Consider the following 17,494-nt stretch of genomic DNA (forward strand, 5'->3'; position numbering starts at 1 on the left):
GAAGTCCATTCATCCGTATTATACTTCTTTAATTAATTCGATAAACTTGCTTACCTGTTTTAACTCAGAAGCCGTTTCATTCGACAACAGCCATGTGTCTCGTTTAATCGTACCGCCGGACTGGTCTTTTAAAGGAATTTTATAAAAGTTCGTATCGCTGTCAGTCAAGCTGATGGAAGGCAAAATCGCAAATCCAATTCCGTTTAACGCCATCTGTTTACAAGTTTCAATTTGGTCTACAACAATTGTTTTGCTCGGGGGAACAAGGAATTGGCTTTGCCACCATTCCTGGATTTCCTGGTAATATGTCGAATCGCTTTTAAACTGAATAAATGGCTTCGTTGTTGTTTGGATTTCTTCGATCGATTGAATCGTTGTATCGACCAGATAAAGTTCATCTGATAAAAGGTATTCCTTTTTCCCCTTCCATTCCGGGTTTCCCCTGATTATGCCAATATGAATCTCATCTTCATAAAGATGCTTTAATATTTCACTACTCCAGCCCGTAATCAACGAAACCTTTACATAGGGATAGTTATCAACAAATTTTTTCAGTGCTTTTGGAAGCCAGTATTGCCCGATAATGGATGCGACAGCGAGCTTTAATGTCCCATGGACTTCTGAACTCAACGATGTAAGTTCATCCCTCACTTTTTCCTCCCGCTTTAAAGTATCCATAACAAATTCAATGATTCTTTCGCCTTCAGGTGTAACCGTTAACCCTTTTTGGGAACGAAGGAAAATTTGGACTCCCCACGCTTTTTCAATATTTTGGAGGCGCTGGCTCAAAGCTGGTTGAGAAACATATAGTTTTTCTGACGCTCTTCTCATATTACATTCTTCGGCAAGAACGGATAAGATACGAAATTCAGATAAATTCATCGCCTTCCCTCCCTCACTTCTTCCTTTTATAAGTTTTTCTTATGGATTAATATTATTATAATCTAATTTAATTATCATGGAAAACCCTGTAAAATAAAATTATCAGGAAGTAAGGCTGGTGTTAAGTATGATTTCAGTTTTATTTTTGGTAGGGTTATTTGCAACGATGCTAGGTACACTGGCAGGAAGCGGCGGATTGATCAATTTCCCTGCAATGTTATTGTTAGGCGTTCCAGTCCATTCTACCATCGCAGCGAATAAATTCTCCAACACATTGAGTTCGTTTTCCAGTTTCTTCACCTTGTTCCTTCAAAAGAAGATTCCGCTTAGACTCGCTTTAAAAACCGGACCGTTTTCCTTAATCGGAGGAATTGGAGGAGGGATTTTCGCCTCTCATATCGAAGAACAATCGATGCTTATTATAGCGATATTCCTTTTAATCGGAGCCCTTATCATAACCTTCGTTAAGAAGGAAGCTGTTCACTCATTATCCAAACGCGAGTTCCCTGCTAAAGGGCTGCCTTTTCTGACGGGAATCGGCTGGTACGATGGTATGTTTGGTCCTGGACAGGCGACCTTCCAGCTCCATCTGTTCCGCCATTATAATATGGATTATTTGTGTTCCATAGCACTTACCAGATTCAATACTTTCTTAAGCTGTATCGGAGCGATGGTCACGTATATTCTAAGCGGCCATATGGTCTGGTCGGTAGCAATTCCACTTGCATTAGGATCAATCACAGGAGCTCAAATCGGAGTTAGATTAGCTGCAAAGCTATCTACTATACATGTGAAATGGATTCTCAGGATCATCACCTTTACACTCGTGATCCAACTCACCTATCGCTTCTTCAACCAATTATAAGGAGGAAATCAAATGAAAATCGATGTAACCCGCCTGCATCATGTTCAAGTTTGCATACCTACAGGAAAGGAATCAGAGGCTAGGGATTTTTATACCGGCATTTTAGGCTTTGAAGAAATTGAAAAGCCTGATGCGTTAAAGAAAAACGGTGGTCTCTGGTACAGGGTCGGTGATGTGGAACTCCATATCGGCACAGAGCCAGAAACTGAAAACAGTAAACGCCACCCGGCATTTCAAATAAGTCAGTTAGATGAAGTAAGAGAATATCTCCAGCAAAACCAAATTAAGATTAAAGAAGAAATACAGGTACCGGGAATGAAGCGTTTCTCTTTCTTTGATCCGTTCAATAACAGGATCGAATTTCTCGAGATAGCATCGTAATCAAAAGAAAAAGGCAACACCTCTATATGAGGATGCTGCCTTTATTTTTTTATCACTTTACTTTTTTGAGGCTTTGGCAGGAAAAAGACCAGTATAAAGCTCGCTATTGCGAGTAACAACAATCCGATATAAACACTCTTTAAAGAAAATGTAAGGCCATCCTGCAACACTGATAAAACGTCCGGAGACAAACTCTGCCTTTTTTCTTCATCCAACAGGCTGTTCGCTGTATCAATAGACAGTGCCTGTCCTGCCTTTTCCTGATTCGATGAAAGAAAATCCTTCAGCCTGGTGTTTAGGATCCCACCAAGCAGGGCCGCCCCGACAGCACTCCCCAATGTTCGCATAAACATGTTGGATGCCGTCGCTATTCCCCTTTTCTTCCAATCCACGCTATTTTGTATAGAAACAATGAACGTCGTTGCTGTAAGCCCCATTCCAACACCTATCAAGAACGATCCTGCTCCTGCCCATATCGGTCCAAGGGATGGGTTCATCAAAATATAAAAAATGGCACCGAGTATTAAGGAGACTCCCCCGATAAGTGATGTTGCCCTGAAGCCAATCGTTAAAATCAAACGTCCGGCAATCGTAGAAGCGATCGGCCACCCGATTGACATTGTCGTTAACGTAAACCCTGCGACAATCGGCGGTTCCTCCATTACACCCTGAACAAATGTAGGCAAGAAACTGGAAACACCTATCAGTATTATTCCTGTTGTAAACGTTGCACTGTTGGACAGGGCAATCAGTGGATCTTTCCATAGCGACAACGGCATAACAGGCTCTTCCACTTTTGATTCATAAAAAATAAACAAAACAAGCCCAATTCCAAATACCCCGAGCAGACTGATTGCCGGAAGAGATGTCCATGCCCATGCTACACCGCCCTCTATTAAAACAACCATCAGCGAAGAAATTGAAATTAGCAGCAATCCAGCCCCAACATAATCGATTCGGCGTTCACGTTTTTCGATTTCTTCATGCAAAAACAGGATAACACCAATAACAGACAATATACCAAGCGGAACATTCATCCAGAATACCCACGCCCAATCGAGGTACTGAACAAAGACACCGCCAAGTGCGGGGCCGAGTACAGCTGAAATCCCCCAGACACTTGCAAGGTATCCCTGAATTTTAGCCCGTTCCTCCATCGTATACATGTCTCCCACAATCGTTGTGGCAATAGGCTGTACTGCTCCTGCTCCCAACCCCTGAATCAATCGGTAGACAATCAGTAATTCCATCGACTCTGCAAAACCGCAAAGGATAGAGCCTATTAAAAACACAAAAACACCGAACACAAAGATCGGTTTTCTGCCGAATAGGTCAGAGAGCTTTCCATAAATGAGTACTGTTACAGCCGACATAAGCAAATAAGCAGAGAAAACCCAGCTGAATTTTGAAAATCCACCCAGATCCGCAACAATACCAGGCATTGCGGTGGAAACAATCGTTCCTTCTATTGCTGCCATAAACATTCCAATTACAATCGCAGCCAGAACAAACGGTCGATGGGTCTTTTTTTCGCGAATACTGATCGCAATTTGATCATTTAATGATTTCATACTCCGTCATCTCCATCAAATAAATTCCATTATCATTCATATTAGTTCTGATGATCTCGCAATAAATAGTCTGAAAGAAAAATCTGCTGGCCTATCAAGAAGGGCCAACAGATTCTTTACTCGTTTCATGCAGATAACGGTTTACAAATTTCAGTAATGTTCGCCTTGTTAAAATGCCCTTGAAAGTATGGGCGTCGTCAACCACGCACAAAAAAGGATTATCAATCGCTAGCTTTAATGCTTTAAAAAAGCCTTCATTTTCATTTATAAAAGGAATTTCTCTATTCATAACATCTTTCACAACATATTGGCCGAGCTTCTCGAACTCGATTCTCTCGATGCCCAGTATGGAATCAAGAATCAGCGGCTGGCTTATTAGTCCCTGCAGCTTAAACTCGCTATCTAATACAGGAATGGAAGAATATCCTGATTTTATTAAGATTAACATCGCATGTTCAAGCGGATTATTCAACTGTACATGGGCCACTTTATCCGCAGAAATAATTAGATCTTCTATCCCCTTCTCATACAAATTATACGTCTCAAGTTTCTTTCCCATGAAAATTTACTTCCTCTCATGTGAATTTCCCCAACGGTAGTGTAATGCTTATTTTCTTTCCTTTACTATAGTAACATGAATGGTTCTTGTCCGTTAATTGTTCCATCAAAATTTAATGTTCATAGATCATTTTTCTCGTCATTCCTCCATCTATAACTAAATTTTCTCCAGTGATAAAGTCATTTTCATCATTTGTTAAAAAAAAGCATGCTCTTGCAATGTCTTCCGGTTTTCCGACACGTTTGGAAGGATGTTGCTCGTGGTCCACATCTCTTAATTCTCCATAATGATTGACTTCTATCCACCCGGGGCTGATGGAGTTGACCCTTATTCTATCTTCTGAAAGGGATAGTGCCAGGGCATGTGTCAGAGCAACGATTCCTCCTTTAGAAGCAGCATAAGCTTCACTGTTGGGCTCCGACATAAACGCTCTGGTCGAAGCCATGTTCACAATTGCCCCGCCGTTATTTTTCCTCATTACCTTCGCCGCCTCCCTTGAACAGAGGAAAACACTTCTTAAATTTGTATTGATCACATCATCCCAGTCTTCTACCGTTAGTTCATAGACTGGTTTAAACTCGGATACACCCGCATTATTGACTACCACATCAATCCGTCCATACCTTTCTTCCACACTTTCCATCAGTTTCTCGATCTGGTCCGGTTTCCGAACATCAGCATGATATACCCAGCATTCCTTGCCCTGTTTTTCAATAAATGATTTTGTCTCTTTTAATGTTTCCGTGTTTTTATCTACTAGTACAACTTCGTAATCTTTGTTTGCATAGAAAATCGCAATGCTTCTCCCTATCCCGTGTCCCGCGCCCGTTACGATTACAACTCTTTTAACATTATCCATGTATAGGCTCCTTTCAAGACGATCTTTTAAAACCATTTTTTCTTTTTAAAATAAATAAGCATGACGATAGAAATGGCTACCATCACAATCCATACGATCGGGTAGGCGGTCCTCTCATTTAACTCTGGCATATATGTAAAGTTCATGCCATACACTCCAGCGATGAAAGTAAGCGGAATGAAAACGGTAGAGACCATTGTCAACAGTTTCATGATTTCATTCATTTTGTTGCTCAAGCTGGAATAATAGACTTCAAGCATGCCGTAAAGCTTGCTTCTCATCGTGTCGATCATATCATTGGTATGGATGACATGGTCTTGAATATCACGGAAATATAAATAGGTTGATGATTTTATTAAAGGAACATCTCTGTTCAACAATTTATTTATTACCTCTCTTGCAGGCCAAACCATTTTTTTTAGCGCTCCTATGGAATTTTTATAGGAGTTGATTTCCTGCAAAGCATCATCCGGCGGATCTGTAATAATGATTTCCTCCATCGCATCAAGCCTATCATCCATATCATCTGCCACAATTAAATATTGGTCAAAGATGGTATCCATCAAGGAATACAATAAATAGTCCGCCCCCTGTTTCCTTATCCTTCCGATATTTTCCCTCAGTTGGGTTCTTATCGGCTCAAACAGATCTCCTACCCTTTCCTGAAATGTAAGGACGACATTTTCAAACAGTAAAAAGGATACCTGTTCTACCCCAACAAGAAAGTCAGTCTTTTGCAAATCCAGCATCTTTACAATTACAATCAGATGGTCCTCAAAAAAATCGATCTTTGGTCGATGCTCAGTGTTTAAAATATCTTCAATCGTTAACGGATGCAGGCCGAATTGGCGTCCGATGCTGTCTACCATATTCACATTATGTACACCATTTATATTTATCCAGGTTACCGTTTCCTTATCTAAATATTTGCCAACATCCAGTACTTCATCCAGCCTTCTTTCTTCAACAAATTGGTCGTTGTACTCAAACACATCAACGGTTACTTCCTGTACTGGTTCTTTTCCAATATAAATCAGGGACCCGGGAGGAAGGCCTTCCTTTTTCTTTCGGTTATTTTTTTTATATTTCCCCATAAACTCACTCCTCTTGTTTTCAATTCCCTCAAAATATTTGCCGGAAACTTTTATAAATGGTGAATGTTCATGTCGAAATGTTAGAAGTTTAATCGAAATCGTTTATAATTCTTTATTTTTGTTTAATAATACTAGAGTGATTATCATAGAAAGTTGGTTGAGTTTCGATGCTTATGTTAATGATTGAAGAAAAACGAAAACAAATGATCGAACTAGGAAAGAAGCATGGATTGTCTTCCGCCAAAACAATAACCTGCAGCCAGGAATTGGACCGTTTGATTGAAAAGTACCAGATCACGAACCAGCAGCAATATACAATGGAAAAAGAAGTCAGTTTCAATTAAAAAGAGCACCCTTTTTAAGGGTACTCCGTCCACGTGTTTTTTCCCAGTAATCCACACTATTTGTTATGGTCATTATAATCGAGATTTTGGTCAAAGTTCTCCCAGAGATATTCCCGGTCCAATTTCATGCTGTCGGCATGCATTGCCCTTCGAACAGCCACCATGAACAATGCCATAAAAAGAAAAAAGCCTATTAATGAAATGATAACCGCGACCACTGCATTCGCCCCTTTCCAACCTTTCTATCAATGTATGATTGGAAATGGTACATATGTAAGGTTTTACGTCACTTCTCCAATTTTATGAGTTTATAGAACTGAACAAGGGTATAGCTAAAAGTAGTATTCGTTAAGGAGTGGTTCAAAATGGATAAGTCACCGGAACAGATCAGGCAAATTGAAGAGAAAGCAAAGCGTGACCAACAAAAAGCCGACAAAGCGCGCCAGGTTGTTGAAAAAGCCAAAAGGGTCAGCCATCCCCAGAGAGAACATGGAGAATTCTCAGATGAATCTTAAACCCCTCACTCCTTGAGGGGTTTTACCTTATAACAGAAAACGATTGACATCTCTCTTTTGATTAGCTATATTTAATATTGTCCTTATGATCCGTTAGCTCAGTTGGGAGAGCGCTACCTTGACAGGGTAGAGGTCACTGGTTCGAGCCCAGTACGGGTCACCATACATAATAAGCCACGGACCCTTGATATGTAAGGGTTCTTTTTATTTTCTCTTTTGCCGACAACCTGCCGACATTAGCCCTTTGACGACATTTTGACGACCTTTATTTAACTAAAGTGTTTTAAAATATAATCGCCATTATAACCATGACGCCAATCAGGATCATAGAATCTTTCTCTCCATCTGTTAATTTCTTGGTCCGGAAATAAACGTTGCGGTTTATCGGTTCCCAATCAATTGAAGTTAAATTTGATTCCGTTCTGATTTTTGAGGACTGTTCTATTTTGTTCTCCGGAAGGAACCTTCCACTCTCGTCTCGGGATCTGTTCGACACATCGAGATTTATCTTCCTGGGCTGATCGGGATTCAACAATCTCAATAATTCTTTCACCTGGTCCTCTTCGTGCCAATTCAACATTGACGTCATCCCCCTTCTCTTCTTCCGGTTTATAGGACTGTTCCAGCCAATATCCATGTTCAATAGCCTCCCAGGCAGGGGAGGGGAGAGGGACGTCACTCTTCAGTCTTTCTTTAACCTGTGCTCTGAACAAACGATTGAACGGTGCGGCGAATAATGCCAGACGTATTATCTGGTTTGCATCTAATGAAGTTACTTGCTGCAGCTCCTTCACAAAATCTCGGTAGACGTCACCATATCTAACAGTTGGTCTGTACATAAAATCATTTCCTCCTTTCTTTGTTAAATACTATGACGTCACTCCTTAGTTAATACCGAAAATATCGTACTTTTTAATGGTAATCCTTATAGAGGAAAATGCCTGGACGCGGTGAAATCATTAGTGACGTCAATACAAAAGGAGAGCTGTGGATGAAACCGCGGATAAAGGAATTAATGGATGCCAAAGGATTAAAACAAAAATGGGTAGCAGAACAAATGGGAGTATCTCAGCAGCTGATCAGTGACTGGTCAAACGGACGGGTTTATCCGCGGATTGATAAAGCTTACAAATTGTGTACAATTATAGGTTGTAGGATTGAAGAGTTATATGAGGAGGATTAAGATTCTCATGAATGAAGAACTAGGCACCTGCACTTACTGTGGAAGGACTGGAAAAGCGAAGAATCTAAGAAAGCTTCCGGATGATAAGTATCCAAGGGAATATTGCCCAAAGTGTTATCCGTCAGTATTAGGAGAACACAATAAAGAGAGAAACGAGTATTTGAGGCAAAGAGAACAGATAGAAAGGTGGAAGAAGGGAATGAAGGACCCAGGCGGAAAACCAGGAACATAAAAAAGCCCTACTCCTATTAATGGAGCAGGGCTTTTCATCTTTTTTTTATTTCTTTGTAACTTTGACTCCCCAGGATAGTATAGAGAGCATCGCCTTCAATGTGATTTTAAACGGTAAAAAAAGTATTTCTAGAAAGAACTTCAACGTTTATCCCCTCCATCAATACTACAATTCCATTTAAATCCACTTTTCCCTTCCTTAAAAAGGAAAATATTTATTTAGATAAGAAATCTTCCACTGCTCTTGCAACATCAAAACGATCATGACCACTTAATAATGTAATATTGTCCGCTTTCAGTCCTTCTTGTGTACCACCAACAACATAAAGATTCTTCGCAATTTTCCCCTGTGGCAATGCTGCTCTAATGTAGATCGGCGCTTTAATTCTCATGGCTAATGGTTCAGCAAGCGGAAAGTCAGCAAATGCATTAATGACAATTGCTTTGTCTAACATTTCTTCTTCCTCCTTCGCGATTTTCACTTTAATTTTGTTCAGATTATCTATAATAGCTTTGATCTTTGCTAATGTATTCTGGCCAGCAATTCCGTCCACAACTAAGCCTGTAGCTTTTTGGAAAGCTTTTACTGCGTTTTCAGTACATTCTCCATAGTCCCCATCTGCACCGTAAGGTTCTAAATGCTTTCCGAAGCCTGCTGTGATTAAATCTTGCTGCAGTCTTTTCACTTCGTTACCACTATCTCCTGATTCAAGATAGCCTTTTTCTTTACCATTATAATAATGCATAACATTATCAATAAAAGAATCCCATGACTTGCCGTAACGCTTCAGGGCGTTTTCTGGATCTGAACGTCTGGAAGGATCAAGCGTACTATGAGCGACAATATGCTTTCTAGGGTGCAAACCAAACTTATGGCACAAGTAAGCGAAGTACCAGCAGTAACGCTCATACGCTTTATCAAAATCTATGGAACCACCCCAACACAATTCAACCCCGATTGCTGCATCATTGGCATCCTCACCAAAGAGCTCATTATCCTTTGTTTTTTGATACTGCACATGCCAGGCTTTTTCCCATAAAGGAATGATCTCTAGAATATACTGATCATCAATAAAAGTATGGGCTCCAGCAGAAGGTTGATGATCATTAAAATACTTTCGGTTGCCGTATGCTGTGCTTCCAGGATTGCCGGTATCATGCGCAACTAAAAAAAGAACCTTGCCAATCGACAAACCACTTCTTGATCCATGACGATCAACATTAATATAATCCTGTGTAATTAAAAAAACACTTCCACTTGATTTCACGGCCATTGCTATTCCTCCTTAAAATGAAAACAGCCACCTTAGTGGCAGCTGTTAACTAATGTCTTTCTCTTCACCTTGTATTTTTGCTTTTCTGTCAGCTGACCGTTGTGATTTTGCTTGTATTTCAGAGGCAACAGATTCAAGCATTCTATTAGGGATCCATTTCTCCCAACCAGCCCTGGCAAAGTTCGCGGTCATACTCATAACCGTGTGATAAATTAAAGCGCCGGTGATCGCAAAATAAGTGACGCCAGGTGAATTCAAAGCAATATCAATCATGTTACCTAGTGCTGGCAGCATAAAAACAACCGTAGTCCTGGCAATTCCTTCTTTACCATATTCGCTTCCGTATGATTCATCCTTTTTAGCAGCTGAAGTACCGCCAATCCAATCCATAATAGTTACCCACACAAGGATGATAAACAGCGCAAAGTTCAATGGAGCACCTCCGTATAGTTTTGAAAATAACACTCCGGCCACTCCACTTAAACTAGCAGCTACTCCAAAGTCCACAGTAAATAAATGCTTGATATTAAATATAGATGATATGTTCATCTTCTTCCCCCTTAATAAAATAAAGCAGTCCTGGTATGGACTACTTTTTGGCGCTCTCTTCTTTTGGTGATTTTCCAACTGACAGTTCATCAATCTTTTTTCTGAGCTCGGTATTCTCCTGGGTTAAAGAATCCAATTGAGCACTTAAGACAATATTTTTATAGTGAAGATCCGATAAAGCCTGTTTTAAACGCGGTTCAATATCAATCATTTGTTCTTGGTTGTTTTCCATGTTCATTCCTCCTTATAGGGTTTATTGGTTTTCTCTTGAAAACGACTTGTTTCTTCCCATTTGATACTATTTCAATTACTTCAGGAGTGCTTCTTTCAAAGTGATCACCATGTCTTTCGTACTTATTCTTGTTTGGATTGCTCAACTTTTTCAAGCAGCCGCCTCCTTATTATCAACTTTGGCATCCATATCGTCATACCACACACCAGCATAGCCAATACGTTCACCGATAATGCGACAATCGGCATACTTCCCTTCTTCTCCGGCAATGATAAAATAATCTGATCCTTCCTCGATCACTTCTCCCTTATTTGGAAAAACAGCATAGTTTTCTACCGTTTTCAGCCAAAGAGAATCAATGAATACTTTTGTTCCTTCTGGTGTAAGGGGAATATCAAATTCAATATACTCAAGCAATACTTGTGGAGAATCAATTGGTGACATACCATAGCTTTGCCCTTCTACCTCGATGGATCCCCCAGACTTCGAACCATCTGCATTAAAGGAGTGTTTAACATTTCCTCCCATATAAAAATAAATACGACCGTCAGCGTCTTGTTGATAGATATAGTCATAAAGGTTTGCTTGCCATCGGGCATCATTACCACCAGTATCAATTTTACAACCGCCTGCTAACTGAACTATAGAGTTATAAGCATAAAGATATAAATCATCGTTGCCAGTAGTAGGAGATCCAACGTATCCTATATTTTTTGACCCTTTAGCAAAACGTGCATAAGCATTTCCTGTACTTCCTCCCTGAATTCTTAATGCTTCACCATCACGGTAGATAGTAGTGTTTCCAGATATATAAGTAGTACTGTCCAAAAAGGCGGGCCCCTTGGATTGGAACTCGCCTTTTGCAACCAGCTTCCCACTGAAACTTGCATTAGAAGCTAACACGTCAAAGTTCAAAAGGTTTTTTGTCGGTTTTAAAGATATGTCAGTTGAGTAACCAATAGTTACATCTCCAGCTACAACTTGTCCAACATTGTTTGTTCCGGTTGTGTTATGGATTTTCGCATAACCTAAGCCAGAAGGATCCCGGGTTTGCAGTGCGATGCTTGCATCCTGGTTACTTCCACTTCCGACATGTAATTCTCTTGCAGAAACAGTCCCTGCAAATGTACCGGTGGCACCAGAAAGCGCCCCTGTAAAAGTAATGTCATTTGCGATAACTGTGTGAGCTTTTAATTTTGCAGCATCCAGGTTAGCTATCTTTGCATCATCAACAGCCAGGTCGCCAATCTTAGCCCTGGTAATTGCTGCATCTTCAATGTTTCCTTCCTTAACAGCTAACAATCCAAGCTTTGCATTTGTTACAGCTAAGTTTGCAATGGCAGCTGTTCCTACTGCCAGATTAGCTATTTTTGTAGCAGTAACTGCACTGTCAGCTAATTTCTCTGCTTCCACGGCTAGATCAGCTATTTTTTCCGCGGTAACAGCTCCGAATAGAATTTCATCCGTTAAAACCCTTGCTGTTTGAGCGCTAACTTCTGGACTATAATCACTTGCAACTCCATGGTAGTTTACAGCTCTTACTCTGTAGTACCATTTTTTCGCATTCCCTGCTTCATGAACAAACCCACTGGTCTTACCTCTCCACAGAAGATTAGAAGGATCAGGAGCAAATCCTGCCACTTCTGAGCCGTACACTTCATAATGAGCGATATATGAAGCACTGATGAATTCCCACATCAACATGATGTTTTTAAATCCGCCGGTCGCATCTACCTTCTGTGGAATACCTGGTGTAATGTTTTCAAAATCACTATCGGTAATTGGCCCACCACCCTGGTCCCATAATCCTCCACGATCGTTAACCTTGTTTACAACCCAATCAAGCCGTTTATCATCTTCAAACAAATCGATGTAATTCCCTAGTGTGATTTCTCCATCAGAAGGATCTCCGATATCATACTTCATTTTCATAACGCGAGCTTCAATTACAATCGCCGGATTAAGGTTCTTATCAATGGCTGTACCAGTATCTCCTATTCGAGCGAGCTCGTGTTCTTGCCCTGATATTCCTTCAAAAGTGCTAACACTCATTTCATATTCGGCAATCGGATTTTTAGCATCTTGTAATGATGCCCAGGTACTGTCAAGTAATTTTTCAGGGTCTTCTTCTTCGCTGTCTTCATACATTCCAAATCGATGATTAACAGAACCATCAGCAGCTGGTAATCCATGTTCTTGTAATGCTTCCGGATCACCAACCCATTCCTGGCCTAATGGTTTGTCAAATAGATCACCATTGGCAATACTTCTTTGCACATCAGCAAAAGTAATCTTTCTTGTGTAGCCTCCAGCTTCAGTTTCCAAAGATTTTCCTTTACCATACAAGGCCGTTTTTGGATAATAGCGAACAGAACGCCTAATGTTTTCGATGTCCTTATCAATTTCCCACCGTTTGCCCGTATCCATCCCTCGGCGAGTAACGAAGTCAATGAACCTTCCAGTAATGCCATTTTCGTTGAATTCTACCCTGTCAACTACTTCACCGCCCCACACCTTTATCATCTTACTGAGAGATTCCATTGTTGAGATGTAATAAAAATTTGTGGACTGAACACCAAGATCAGCTATATTCCCAGCTTGATAACGAGTGCCGGCTAAAATCAGTGGCAGAGTATAGGCAGCTGTTTTGTCTTGTGGACGGATATCTTCTACAAGAGAATCGTTTAGTTCATCCATAGCCGGCAAACAGAGGGCTCTTTTTACAGGACCTCCTTCTCCATCCTCATCCTCTGGTTCACGAATTACGAATAAGCGAAAACGGCCTTCTAAATCTCTAAATGCCACCTGGTTACCACCCACAACAAACGCTGCATCCTCATCGTCACCAGGCAGAACAAATTCAAAAGAGACAGCTTCATTAACTGTCTCTTCAAAAGGCGCTTCTATATAGTTTGTCGTAACCGCTAAAAGATTGTCAGCAGGGTCGAATATATAAATAGGTTCTTTCATATGTTCACCTCCGTCTTAAACAAAATGCAATATGAGTTTTATCCATCCGAAAAATGAAATCCACAGTGGAATACTTATGGCGGTGCCCCAGAACATACCGATAAAAATGTTTCCTTCACTTTCATCGTACACCGGACCCACTCCTTTAAAAGTATTTTCGGTACAGTTCCCTTCTTTTCTCTCCGCTTAACTGGGCATATATACGAGTGGTCTCTATTTTAGCGTGACCGGCAAGATTGCTTATAACTTCAAGTGGAGCTCCCCGATCCATAAGGTGTGTACAATAAGAGTGACGGAATCGGTGAGGATAGATATTTACATTCACATTGGATCGTTTTGCTATCCTTTTAACTGTATATCTTAGCTGAGCAATGGAAGATCTCTTTTTGGGATTTCGTTCTGTTATGAAAAGCGACGGTATTTCGTCGTCTCTTTGATTCAAGTATTCTCTCAGCCAAAGATTGGTTTTCGTGTCGAAATATACTTCTCGCTCTTTGTCACCTTTACCCAGAACGATTATAGATTTGTTATCCCAATTGATATGTTGCTTGTCCATAAGATGAACTTCTCCAATACGGCAGCCTGTGGAATACAATAAAGAAATTAGAGCTTTCTCCCTGGCACCCTTACAGGATTCCCTCAATACCTCTAAATCCTCTTCCATAATAAATTTGGGTACTCTCTTCCCCTGTTTAGGTTCCTTAAGTTTATGAGAAGGATTAGAAGGAATGTATCCCTCGCTGTGTGCCCATTTAAACAGTGAGCGAATGTAGCGCACCCGATGGCCAAGGCTGGAAGGTTTTAACCTGTCAGCATCCTTTGCCAGGTACTGTTTTAAATCGACAAAAGTAATTTCTTCAACATCCTTTTCTCCAAAGTGCCTGACTAACAGATTCGTCTGAATTTGGTAAGCCTTTAAAGTGTGCTTAGAATAACCTTCAATTCGCTTGTCATATTCGTATAGTGACCACAGTTCTGATAGATTCACGTAAAATCCTCTCCCTTTGACTCGAATTTTGTGTCATTTGATTATTATATTACATTGACACACATTTTGAGTCAATACCTAATTGACACTTTTTTTGTGTCGTTTATAATTAGGGTATTAGGAGGTGGATTATGGCAACTATAAAAAGTAATTTAAAGCCTATTCTTGAGAGCCGAGGGCTATCTATAAGAGAAGTGGCCAGAGAGATTGACTACCGATTTGAATCGGTTAGACAGTTGTACAATGATGAAACTAAAAAATTTCCAAAGGAATTATTGGAACGGCTATGCGAGTACTTAAATGTAACTCCAGGAGAAATATTAGAATTAGAAAAAGACCCTTCTGACTAATCAGATTGGGTCTTTTTTGCACATGTTTTAATTTCTTCTCTCTTGGCCTTATACCATTCAACAGCTTTTCTTTGCTTTGCTGTAAGATAACTAATGCCACTCCTCGGACCTGTTTTCCTTTTATTCTTCTTGTTCATGGAACCCCCACTTGTTATGTATTAGTTAAATTATAACATAACTGAAAGGGGGTTCATTGAGGCCATTTATTCAAAAGCTGGATTTTCTGTTCATGATACTCAACTTTATTCCAAAACTTCTTCTTAATATCGCTATCCAAACAATCTTGAAAAAGGATCAAATTGTATTTCAGGAAAAACTTATGCCACAGTAATTTTATGCTAATCATTGTCGCATCACTTCCTTACTCTACTATTATCGGATAGAGAAGCTAATTTTTAAAGAGGAAAAACACCCTGGTAAATGTCTAGTTTAGGCTAACGCCTTTCTAGCTTTAAGTTAGCTTCTCAAAAAGTGATGCTCATTGAATGTAAGATTTACCGTTTCCTGTTAGATTATTTTCAACAAATTTAATCCAATACTCTCCATTGAACCTAAATAGATAACCTGAATCTTTATCGTACCAAACATCGTCTAACTTGGGTTGTTCAGGCTTTTGAATGTACATATTTATTCCTCCTAGTAAGGATTATCATATAAGGTGGACTGATGAACCGTTTTATCCAATTCATACTTTTTTGTCACCGAGTAAACCAACTCTTTAAACCAAATGGGCGCGGTTGGTGCTATATAGATTTTTTCAATCAAAACATCGAGGTTTATTTTAACGTTTACTCCGTAAGGTTCTGGCGGAACATTCCAGTCAACTTTTGCCTCGGTTTTAGATAAAGGCAACTTTTGAATGACAGCTCTAACTTCATTTTCATACTCGAAACTTTTTCTTTTGTGGACAAAAGGATAAAGCATATTCCCCTCTGGCATCCATTCACTGTCATAGTCAATATAATTCACTCTACCAATAAACACTTGATCATTATATTCTGAGAAACTATTACACAAGTTTCCAAAAGTAGTCTGGATAGCTATTCCTTCATTGCTTTTAAGATACAGTTTCCACATGGCAGCAGATTCAAATTCATTCATGTGCCAACAATTAATATGAGTGTATGGTCTGACCTTCTTCCTAATTTCATCGAATTTAAAGAATGCTTCTTGAGGAATTTTCTCTCCATAAACATCATTCCTTAATTTTTCATTAGCTGATGAGTTTAATCCTTCAAACGGATCTTCAAATTTATCAGACCTCGTAAAAAACAAGGAACTAGAATCCAACAGACTTACAAATTTGGTAAAGTCCATGTATCGCCAAACCTTACTTTTAGGATTTTCTGGTTCGACAAATATTGGGTGTTCAACAAACATAGCCGTTTCCCCCTACAGTAAAAAAATGTTATTTATTTTCACTATACATGAAAACAATTAAACATTCAGCCAGGAAGAAATTGCTTTTTCGTAATCGAACTATCGCCCTTCGTTCATATTGTATTCTCATAATCGGCTATAAACCTTGATATATCAACGTTTTTAAGGGTTTTTGACTACTTCCAAACAGTAACCAATATCCGATAGTTAGATAATTTTCGAAAGAAAAAAGCACTCAAAATTATGAGCGCTCCCTTCTCCATTCTTCGATCATCTTTTCTTCTTCGATAAACTCTTTCATTTTGACTTGTACCCAGGTGGAAAACTTGATGCCTTTCTTGGATGCTAGACGATAGAACTCTTCTAAATCATCTGGATCAACTGTGATATTCACGGTTTTTACTGCCAACAAAATTCCCTCCCTTGGAAATAATTGTCGGCTAGTTCGATGTAAATATCAACCCATATTTATATACATTACTATTTATTTGTATTTGTTAATGTATAGCTAACGCCCTTCGTTTGTTAGATAGTTATATTTCGATCTGATAGCAAAATTCTTTCGGATGGTTCATTTTCTAATTTTTTTAATGTTGCATTTAACGAATTGTAGAACGTATCAACCAAAATCTCACCGTCCAAACTTCTTTTCTTTAAGTATGCGCAAATCGCCTCAAAGTCGCTTAAACTAGTTGAGTAGTTATCCGATACATCTCGAATATGATGAAAAAGCAACGTTAACAACGAACCCTCGCTTATAGCGGTTTCTATCCAATTAAATACATCTATAGGAGAATGAGCCGCACTATTTATTGAGGTAGAGCCATGTCGCACATATAGTTTGTTGCTTATAGGATACGGTTCTGTTGGTGTGCTTGTAATATCTAATGCTCTAACAGCCTTGTACCCTTCTTCTTCTGCATAGACTGACGAAATATCATTCCAATCTCTTGAAGGCGGGGCAAAAGTGTTTACTGTTATTCCATTTTGTTCAAGGAATGTTTTAGAGTCAGCCAATTCAATTCTCTGCTCTGCCTCCGATAAGGTAGTCATTAGAGGGTGTGTGACTGAATGACTTGCTATCTCCCAACCCTTATTCTGCATTTCTGATAATTGATTTGTAGTAACCTTCCCTGTAGATCCAACAGAAGAAGTAATAATACAAGCTGTTCCGACCAATCCGTACTTCTCCATTATAGGCAAAGCGTTTGTATAAACATTGTCGTGACCGTCATCGATTGTTATTACGATTTTTGCTATATTCATT

At 39.6% G+C, this 17,494-nt stretch carries 24 protein-coding genes, 1 tRNA gene and 1 pseudogene; 8 read left to right on the forward strand and 18 right to left on the reverse strand.

The genetic code is table 11. The annotated features are described in order from the left end of the window. Positions 1-18: 18 nt before the first annotated feature. Entirely contained in the window at positions 19-882 is an 864-nt protein-coding gene (locus tag FCL54_RS07790) for a transcriptional regulator CcpC (protein WP_138125065.1), read from the reverse strand. A 127-nt stretch (positions 883-1,009) separates the two neighbouring features. Between FCL54_RS07790 and FCL54_RS07795 the strand changes: the two genes are divergently transcribed. Both FCL54_RS07795 and FCL54_RS07800 read left to right on the forward strand, forming a co-directional pair. After that, the gene (locus FCL54_RS07795) at positions 1,010-1,747 is read left to right on the forward strand and encodes a sulfite exporter TauE/SafE family protein (protein WP_138125584.1); all 738 of its coding nucleotides are present in this window, start codon (positions 1,010-1,012) and stop codon (positions 1,745-1,747) included. Positions 1,748-1,759: 12 nt separating this feature from the next. Then, positions 1,760-2,128, forward strand: coding sequence for a VOC family protein (locus FCL54_RS07800; RefSeq protein ID WP_138125067.1), 369 nt, complete (start codon positions 1,760-1,762; stop codon positions 2,126-2,128). Between the two features lie 41 nt (positions 2,129-2,169). On the opposite strand, the gene FCL54_RS07805 is transcribed toward FCL54_RS07800, so the two are convergent. From FCL54_RS07805 to corA, 4 genes are all read right to left on the reverse strand, one after another. Then, complete coding sequence (locus FCL54_RS07805; RefSeq protein WP_138125069.1) at positions 2,170-3,699, reverse strand: MDR family MFS transporter; 1,530 nt, start codon at positions 3,697-3,699, stop codon at positions 2,170-2,172. Positions 3,700-3,793: 94 nt separating this feature from the next. Further along, the gene (cbpB, locus tag FCL54_RS07810; protein ID WP_138125071.1) at positions 3,794-4,258 is read right to left on the reverse strand and encodes a cyclic-di-AMP-binding protein CbpB; all 465 of its coding nucleotides are present in this window, start codon (positions 4,256-4,258) and stop codon (positions 3,794-3,796) included. A gap of 112 nt (positions 4,259-4,370) precedes the next feature. Beyond that, positions 4,371-5,117 carry an SDR family NAD(P)-dependent oxidoreductase gene (locus FCL54_RS07815; protein WP_138125073.1) on the reverse strand — a complete coding sequence of 249 codons (747 nt, stop codon included), beginning with the start codon at positions 5,115-5,117 and terminating at the stop codon, positions 4,371-4,373. A 26-nt stretch (positions 5,118-5,143) separates the two neighbouring features. After that, positions 5,144-6,211, reverse strand: coding sequence for a magnesium/cobalt transporter CorA (corA, locus tag FCL54_RS07820; RefSeq protein WP_138125075.1), 1,068 nt, complete (start codon positions 6,209-6,211; stop codon positions 5,144-5,146). Positions 6,212-6,378: 167 nt separating this feature from the next. Here corA and FCL54_RS07825 point away from each other — a divergent pair, with 167 nt between their 5' ends. Further along, positions 6,379-6,555 (forward strand): aspartyl-phosphate phosphatase Spo0E family protein, encoded by a 177-nt coding sequence (locus tag FCL54_RS07825; RefSeq protein WP_138125076.1) that lies wholly within the window; start codon positions 6,379-6,381, stop codon positions 6,553-6,555. A 56-nt stretch (positions 6,556-6,611) separates the two neighbouring features. On the opposite strand, the gene FCL54_RS23875 is transcribed toward FCL54_RS07825, so the two are convergent. Then, positions 6,612-6,773, reverse strand: a complete 162-nt coding sequence (locus FCL54_RS23875; RefSeq protein WP_171016733.1) for a hypothetical protein — start codon at positions 6,771-6,773, stop codon at positions 6,612-6,614. Positions 6,774-6,920: 147 nt separating this feature from the next. On the opposite strand from FCL54_RS23875, the gene FCL54_RS23880 reads away from it, so the two are divergent. Together FCL54_RS23880 and FCL54_RS07830 are read left to right on the forward strand one after the other, a co-directional pair. Then, positions 6,921-7,070 carry a hypothetical protein gene (locus FCL54_RS23880; RefSeq protein ID WP_171016734.1) on the forward strand — a complete coding sequence of 50 codons (150 nt, stop codon included), beginning with the start codon at positions 6,921-6,923 and terminating at the stop codon, positions 7,068-7,070. An 87-nt stretch (positions 7,071-7,157) separates the two neighbouring features. Next, positions 7,158-7,233, forward strand: a tRNA-Val gene (locus FCL54_RS07830). 232 nt (positions 7,234-7,465) lie between these two features. Here FCL54_RS07830 and FCL54_RS07835 read toward each other — a convergent pair. Next, positions 7,466-7,909, reverse strand: coding sequence for a hypothetical protein (locus FCL54_RS07835; RefSeq protein WP_138125078.1), 444 nt, complete (start codon positions 7,907-7,909; stop codon positions 7,466-7,468). Between the two features lie 152 nt (positions 7,910-8,061). Between FCL54_RS07835 and FCL54_RS07840 the strand changes: the two genes are divergently transcribed. Next, a complete protein-coding gene (locus tag FCL54_RS07840; protein ID WP_246055173.1) occupies positions 8,062-8,253 on the forward strand; it encodes a helix-turn-helix transcriptional regulator in 192 nt (63 codons plus the stop codon). A gap of 7 nt (positions 8,254-8,260) precedes the next feature. Beyond that, positions 8,261-8,485, forward strand: coding sequence for a hypothetical protein (locus FCL54_RS07845; protein WP_138125080.1), 225 nt, complete (start codon positions 8,261-8,263; stop codon positions 8,483-8,485). 214 nt (positions 8,486-8,699) lie between these two features. Here the strand turns inward: FCL54_RS07845 and FCL54_RS24370 are convergent, their stop codons facing one another. The 7 genes and pseudogenes from FCL54_RS24370 to FCL54_RS07875 form a co-directional block, all read right to left on the reverse strand. Next, complete coding sequence (locus tag FCL54_RS24370; RefSeq protein ID WP_246055187.1) at positions 8,700-9,230, reverse strand: peptidoglycan-binding domain-containing protein; 531 nt, start codon at positions 9,228-9,230, stop codon at positions 8,700-8,702. Beyond that, a pseudogene (locus FCL54_RS24375) lies at positions 9,219-9,758 on the reverse strand (peptidoglycan recognition protein family protein); the annotation flags it as partial. The gene FCL54_RS24370 and the pseudogene FCL54_RS24375, both read right to left, overlap by 12 nt. 45 nt (positions 9,759-9,803) lie before the next feature. Then, positions 9,804-10,307, reverse strand: a complete 504-nt coding sequence (locus FCL54_RS07855) for a phage holin family protein (RefSeq protein ID WP_246055174.1) — start codon at positions 10,305-10,307, stop codon at positions 9,804-9,806. Between the two features lie 40 nt (positions 10,308-10,347). Beyond that, positions 10,348-10,539, reverse strand: coding sequence for a hypothetical protein (locus tag FCL54_RS07860; RefSeq protein ID WP_138125086.1), 192 nt, complete (start codon positions 10,537-10,539; stop codon positions 10,348-10,350). After that, positions 10,511-10,693, reverse strand: coding sequence for a hypothetical protein (locus FCL54_RS07865; protein ID WP_138125088.1), 183 nt, complete (start codon positions 10,691-10,693; stop codon positions 10,511-10,513). The genes FCL54_RS07860 and FCL54_RS07865 overlap by 29 nt, the downstream gene beginning before the upstream one ends. After that, positions 10,690-13,509, reverse strand: a complete 2,820-nt coding sequence (locus FCL54_RS07870; RefSeq protein ID WP_138125090.1) for a phage tail protein — start codon at positions 13,507-13,509, stop codon at positions 10,690-10,692. Before FCL54_RS07870 ends, FCL54_RS07865 begins: the two co-directional genes overlap by 4 nt. 145 nt (positions 13,510-13,654) lie before the next feature. After that, a complete protein-coding gene (locus tag FCL54_RS07875) occupies positions 13,655-14,497 on the reverse strand; it encodes a tyrosine-type recombinase/integrase (RefSeq protein WP_138125092.1) in 843 nt (280 codons plus the stop codon). A 131-nt stretch (positions 14,498-14,628) separates the two neighbouring features. Here FCL54_RS07875 and FCL54_RS07880 point away from each other — a divergent pair, with 131 nt between their 5' ends. After that, positions 14,629-14,847 carry a helix-turn-helix domain-containing protein gene (locus tag FCL54_RS07880; RefSeq protein ID WP_138125094.1) on the forward strand — a complete coding sequence of 73 codons (219 nt, stop codon included), beginning with the start codon at positions 14,629-14,631 and terminating at the stop codon, positions 14,845-14,847. A gap of 478 nt (positions 14,848-15,325) precedes the next feature. On the opposite strand, the gene FCL54_RS23885 is transcribed toward FCL54_RS07880, so the two are convergent. The 4 genes from FCL54_RS23885 to FCL54_RS07890 form a co-directional block, all read right to left on the reverse strand. Further along, entirely contained in the window at positions 15,326-15,472 is a 147-nt protein-coding gene (locus tag FCL54_RS23885) for a hypothetical protein (protein WP_171016735.1), read from the reverse strand. A gap of 11 nt (positions 15,473-15,483) precedes the next feature. Continuing rightward, entirely contained in the window at positions 15,484-16,227 is a 744-nt protein-coding gene (locus FCL54_RS07885) for a hypothetical protein (RefSeq protein WP_138125096.1), read from the reverse strand. 241 nt (positions 16,228-16,468) lie between these two features. Continuing rightward, positions 16,469-16,636, reverse strand: coding sequence for a hypothetical protein (locus tag FCL54_RS23890; RefSeq protein ID WP_171016736.1), 168 nt, complete (start codon positions 16,634-16,636; stop codon positions 16,469-16,471). 116 nt (positions 16,637-16,752) lie between these two features. Beyond that, positions 16,753-17,493, reverse strand: coding sequence for a polysaccharide deacetylase family protein (locus tag FCL54_RS07890; RefSeq protein ID WP_138125098.1), 741 nt, complete (start codon positions 17,491-17,493; stop codon positions 16,753-16,755). Position 17,494: the final 1 nt, after the last annotated feature.

Source organism: Exobacillus caeni (genome assembly GCF_005747095.1).
Taxonomy (GTDB): Bacteria; Bacillota; Bacilli; order Bacillales; family Guptibacillaceae; genus Exobacillus; species Exobacillus caeni.

What these genes read in the sequence shown, in the direction of transcription:
- FCL54_RS07790 (WP_138125065.1), bottom strand. Translation starts at nt 882, where the DNA reads ATGAATTTATCTGAATTTCGTATCTTATCCGTTCTTGCCGAAGAATGT.
- FCL54_RS07795 (WP_138125584.1), top strand. Translation starts at nt 1,010, where the DNA reads ATGATTTCAGTTTTATTTTTGGTAGGGTTATTTGCAACGATGCTAGGT.
- FCL54_RS07800 (WP_138125067.1), top strand. Translation starts at nt 1,760, where the DNA reads ATGAAAATCGATGTAACCCGCCTGCATCATGTTCAAGTTTGCATACCT.
- FCL54_RS07805 (WP_138125069.1), bottom strand. Translation starts at nt 3,699, where the DNA reads ATGAAATCATTAAATGATCAAATTGCGATCAGTATTCGCGAAAAAAAG.
- cbpB (WP_138125071.1), bottom strand. Translation starts at nt 4,258, where the DNA reads ATGGGAAAGAAACTTGAGACGTATAATTTGTATGAGAAGGGGATAGAA.
- FCL54_RS07815 (WP_138125073.1), bottom strand. Translation starts at nt 5,117, where the DNA reads ATGGATAATGTTAAAAGAGTTGTAATCGTAACGGGCGCGGGACACGGG.
- corA (WP_138125075.1), bottom strand. Translation starts at nt 6,211, where the DNA reads ATGGGGAAATATAAAAAAAATAACCGAAAGAAAAAGGAAGGCCTTCCT.
- FCL54_RS07825 (WP_138125076.1), top strand. Translation starts at nt 6,379, where the DNA reads ATGCTTATGTTAATGATTGAAGAAAAACGAAAACAAATGATCGAACTA.
- FCL54_RS23880 (WP_171016734.1), top strand. Translation starts at nt 6,921, where the DNA reads ATGGATAAGTCACCGGAACAGATCAGGCAAATTGAAGAGAAAGCAAAG.
- FCL54_RS07835 (WP_138125078.1), bottom strand. Translation starts at nt 7,909, where the DNA reads ATGTACAGACCAACTGTTAGATATGGTGACGTCTACCGAGATTTTGTG.
- FCL54_RS07840 (WP_246055173.1), top strand. Translation starts at nt 8,062, where the DNA reads ATGAAACCGCGGATAAAGGAATTAATGGATGCCAAAGGATTAAAACAA.
- FCL54_RS07845 (WP_138125080.1), top strand. Translation starts at nt 8,261, where the DNA reads ATGAATGAAGAACTAGGCACCTGCACTTACTGTGGAAGGACTGGAAAA.
- FCL54_RS24370 (WP_246055187.1), bottom strand. Translation starts at nt 9,230, where the DNA reads ATGCATTATTATAATGGTAAAGAAAAAGGCTATCTTGAATCAGGAGAT.
- FCL54_RS07855 (WP_246055174.1), bottom strand. Translation starts at nt 10,307, where the DNA reads ATGAACATATCATCTATATTTAATATCAAGCATTTATTTACTGTGGAC.
- FCL54_RS07860 (WP_138125086.1), bottom strand. Translation starts at nt 10,539, where the DNA reads ATGGAAAACAACCAAGAACAAATGATTGATATTGAACCGCGTTTAAAA.
- FCL54_RS07870 (WP_138125090.1), bottom strand. Translation starts at nt 13,509, where the DNA reads ATGAAAGAACCTATTTATATATTCGACCCTGCTGACAATCTTTTAGCG.
- FCL54_RS07880 (WP_138125094.1), top strand. Translation starts at nt 14,629, where the DNA reads ATGGCAACTATAAAAAGTAATTTAAAGCCTATTCTTGAGAGCCGAGGG.
- FCL54_RS23885 (WP_171016735.1), bottom strand. Translation starts at nt 15,472, where the DNA reads ATGTACATTCAAAAGCCTGAACAACCCAAGTTAGACGATGTTTGGTAC.
- FCL54_RS07885 (WP_138125096.1), bottom strand. Translation starts at nt 16,227, where the DNA reads ATGTTTGTTGAACACCCAATATTTGTCGAACCAGAAAATCCTAAAAGT.
- FCL54_RS07890 (WP_138125098.1), bottom strand. Translation starts at nt 17,493, where the DNA reads ATGAATATAGCAAAAATCGTAATAACAATCGATGACGGTCACGACAAT.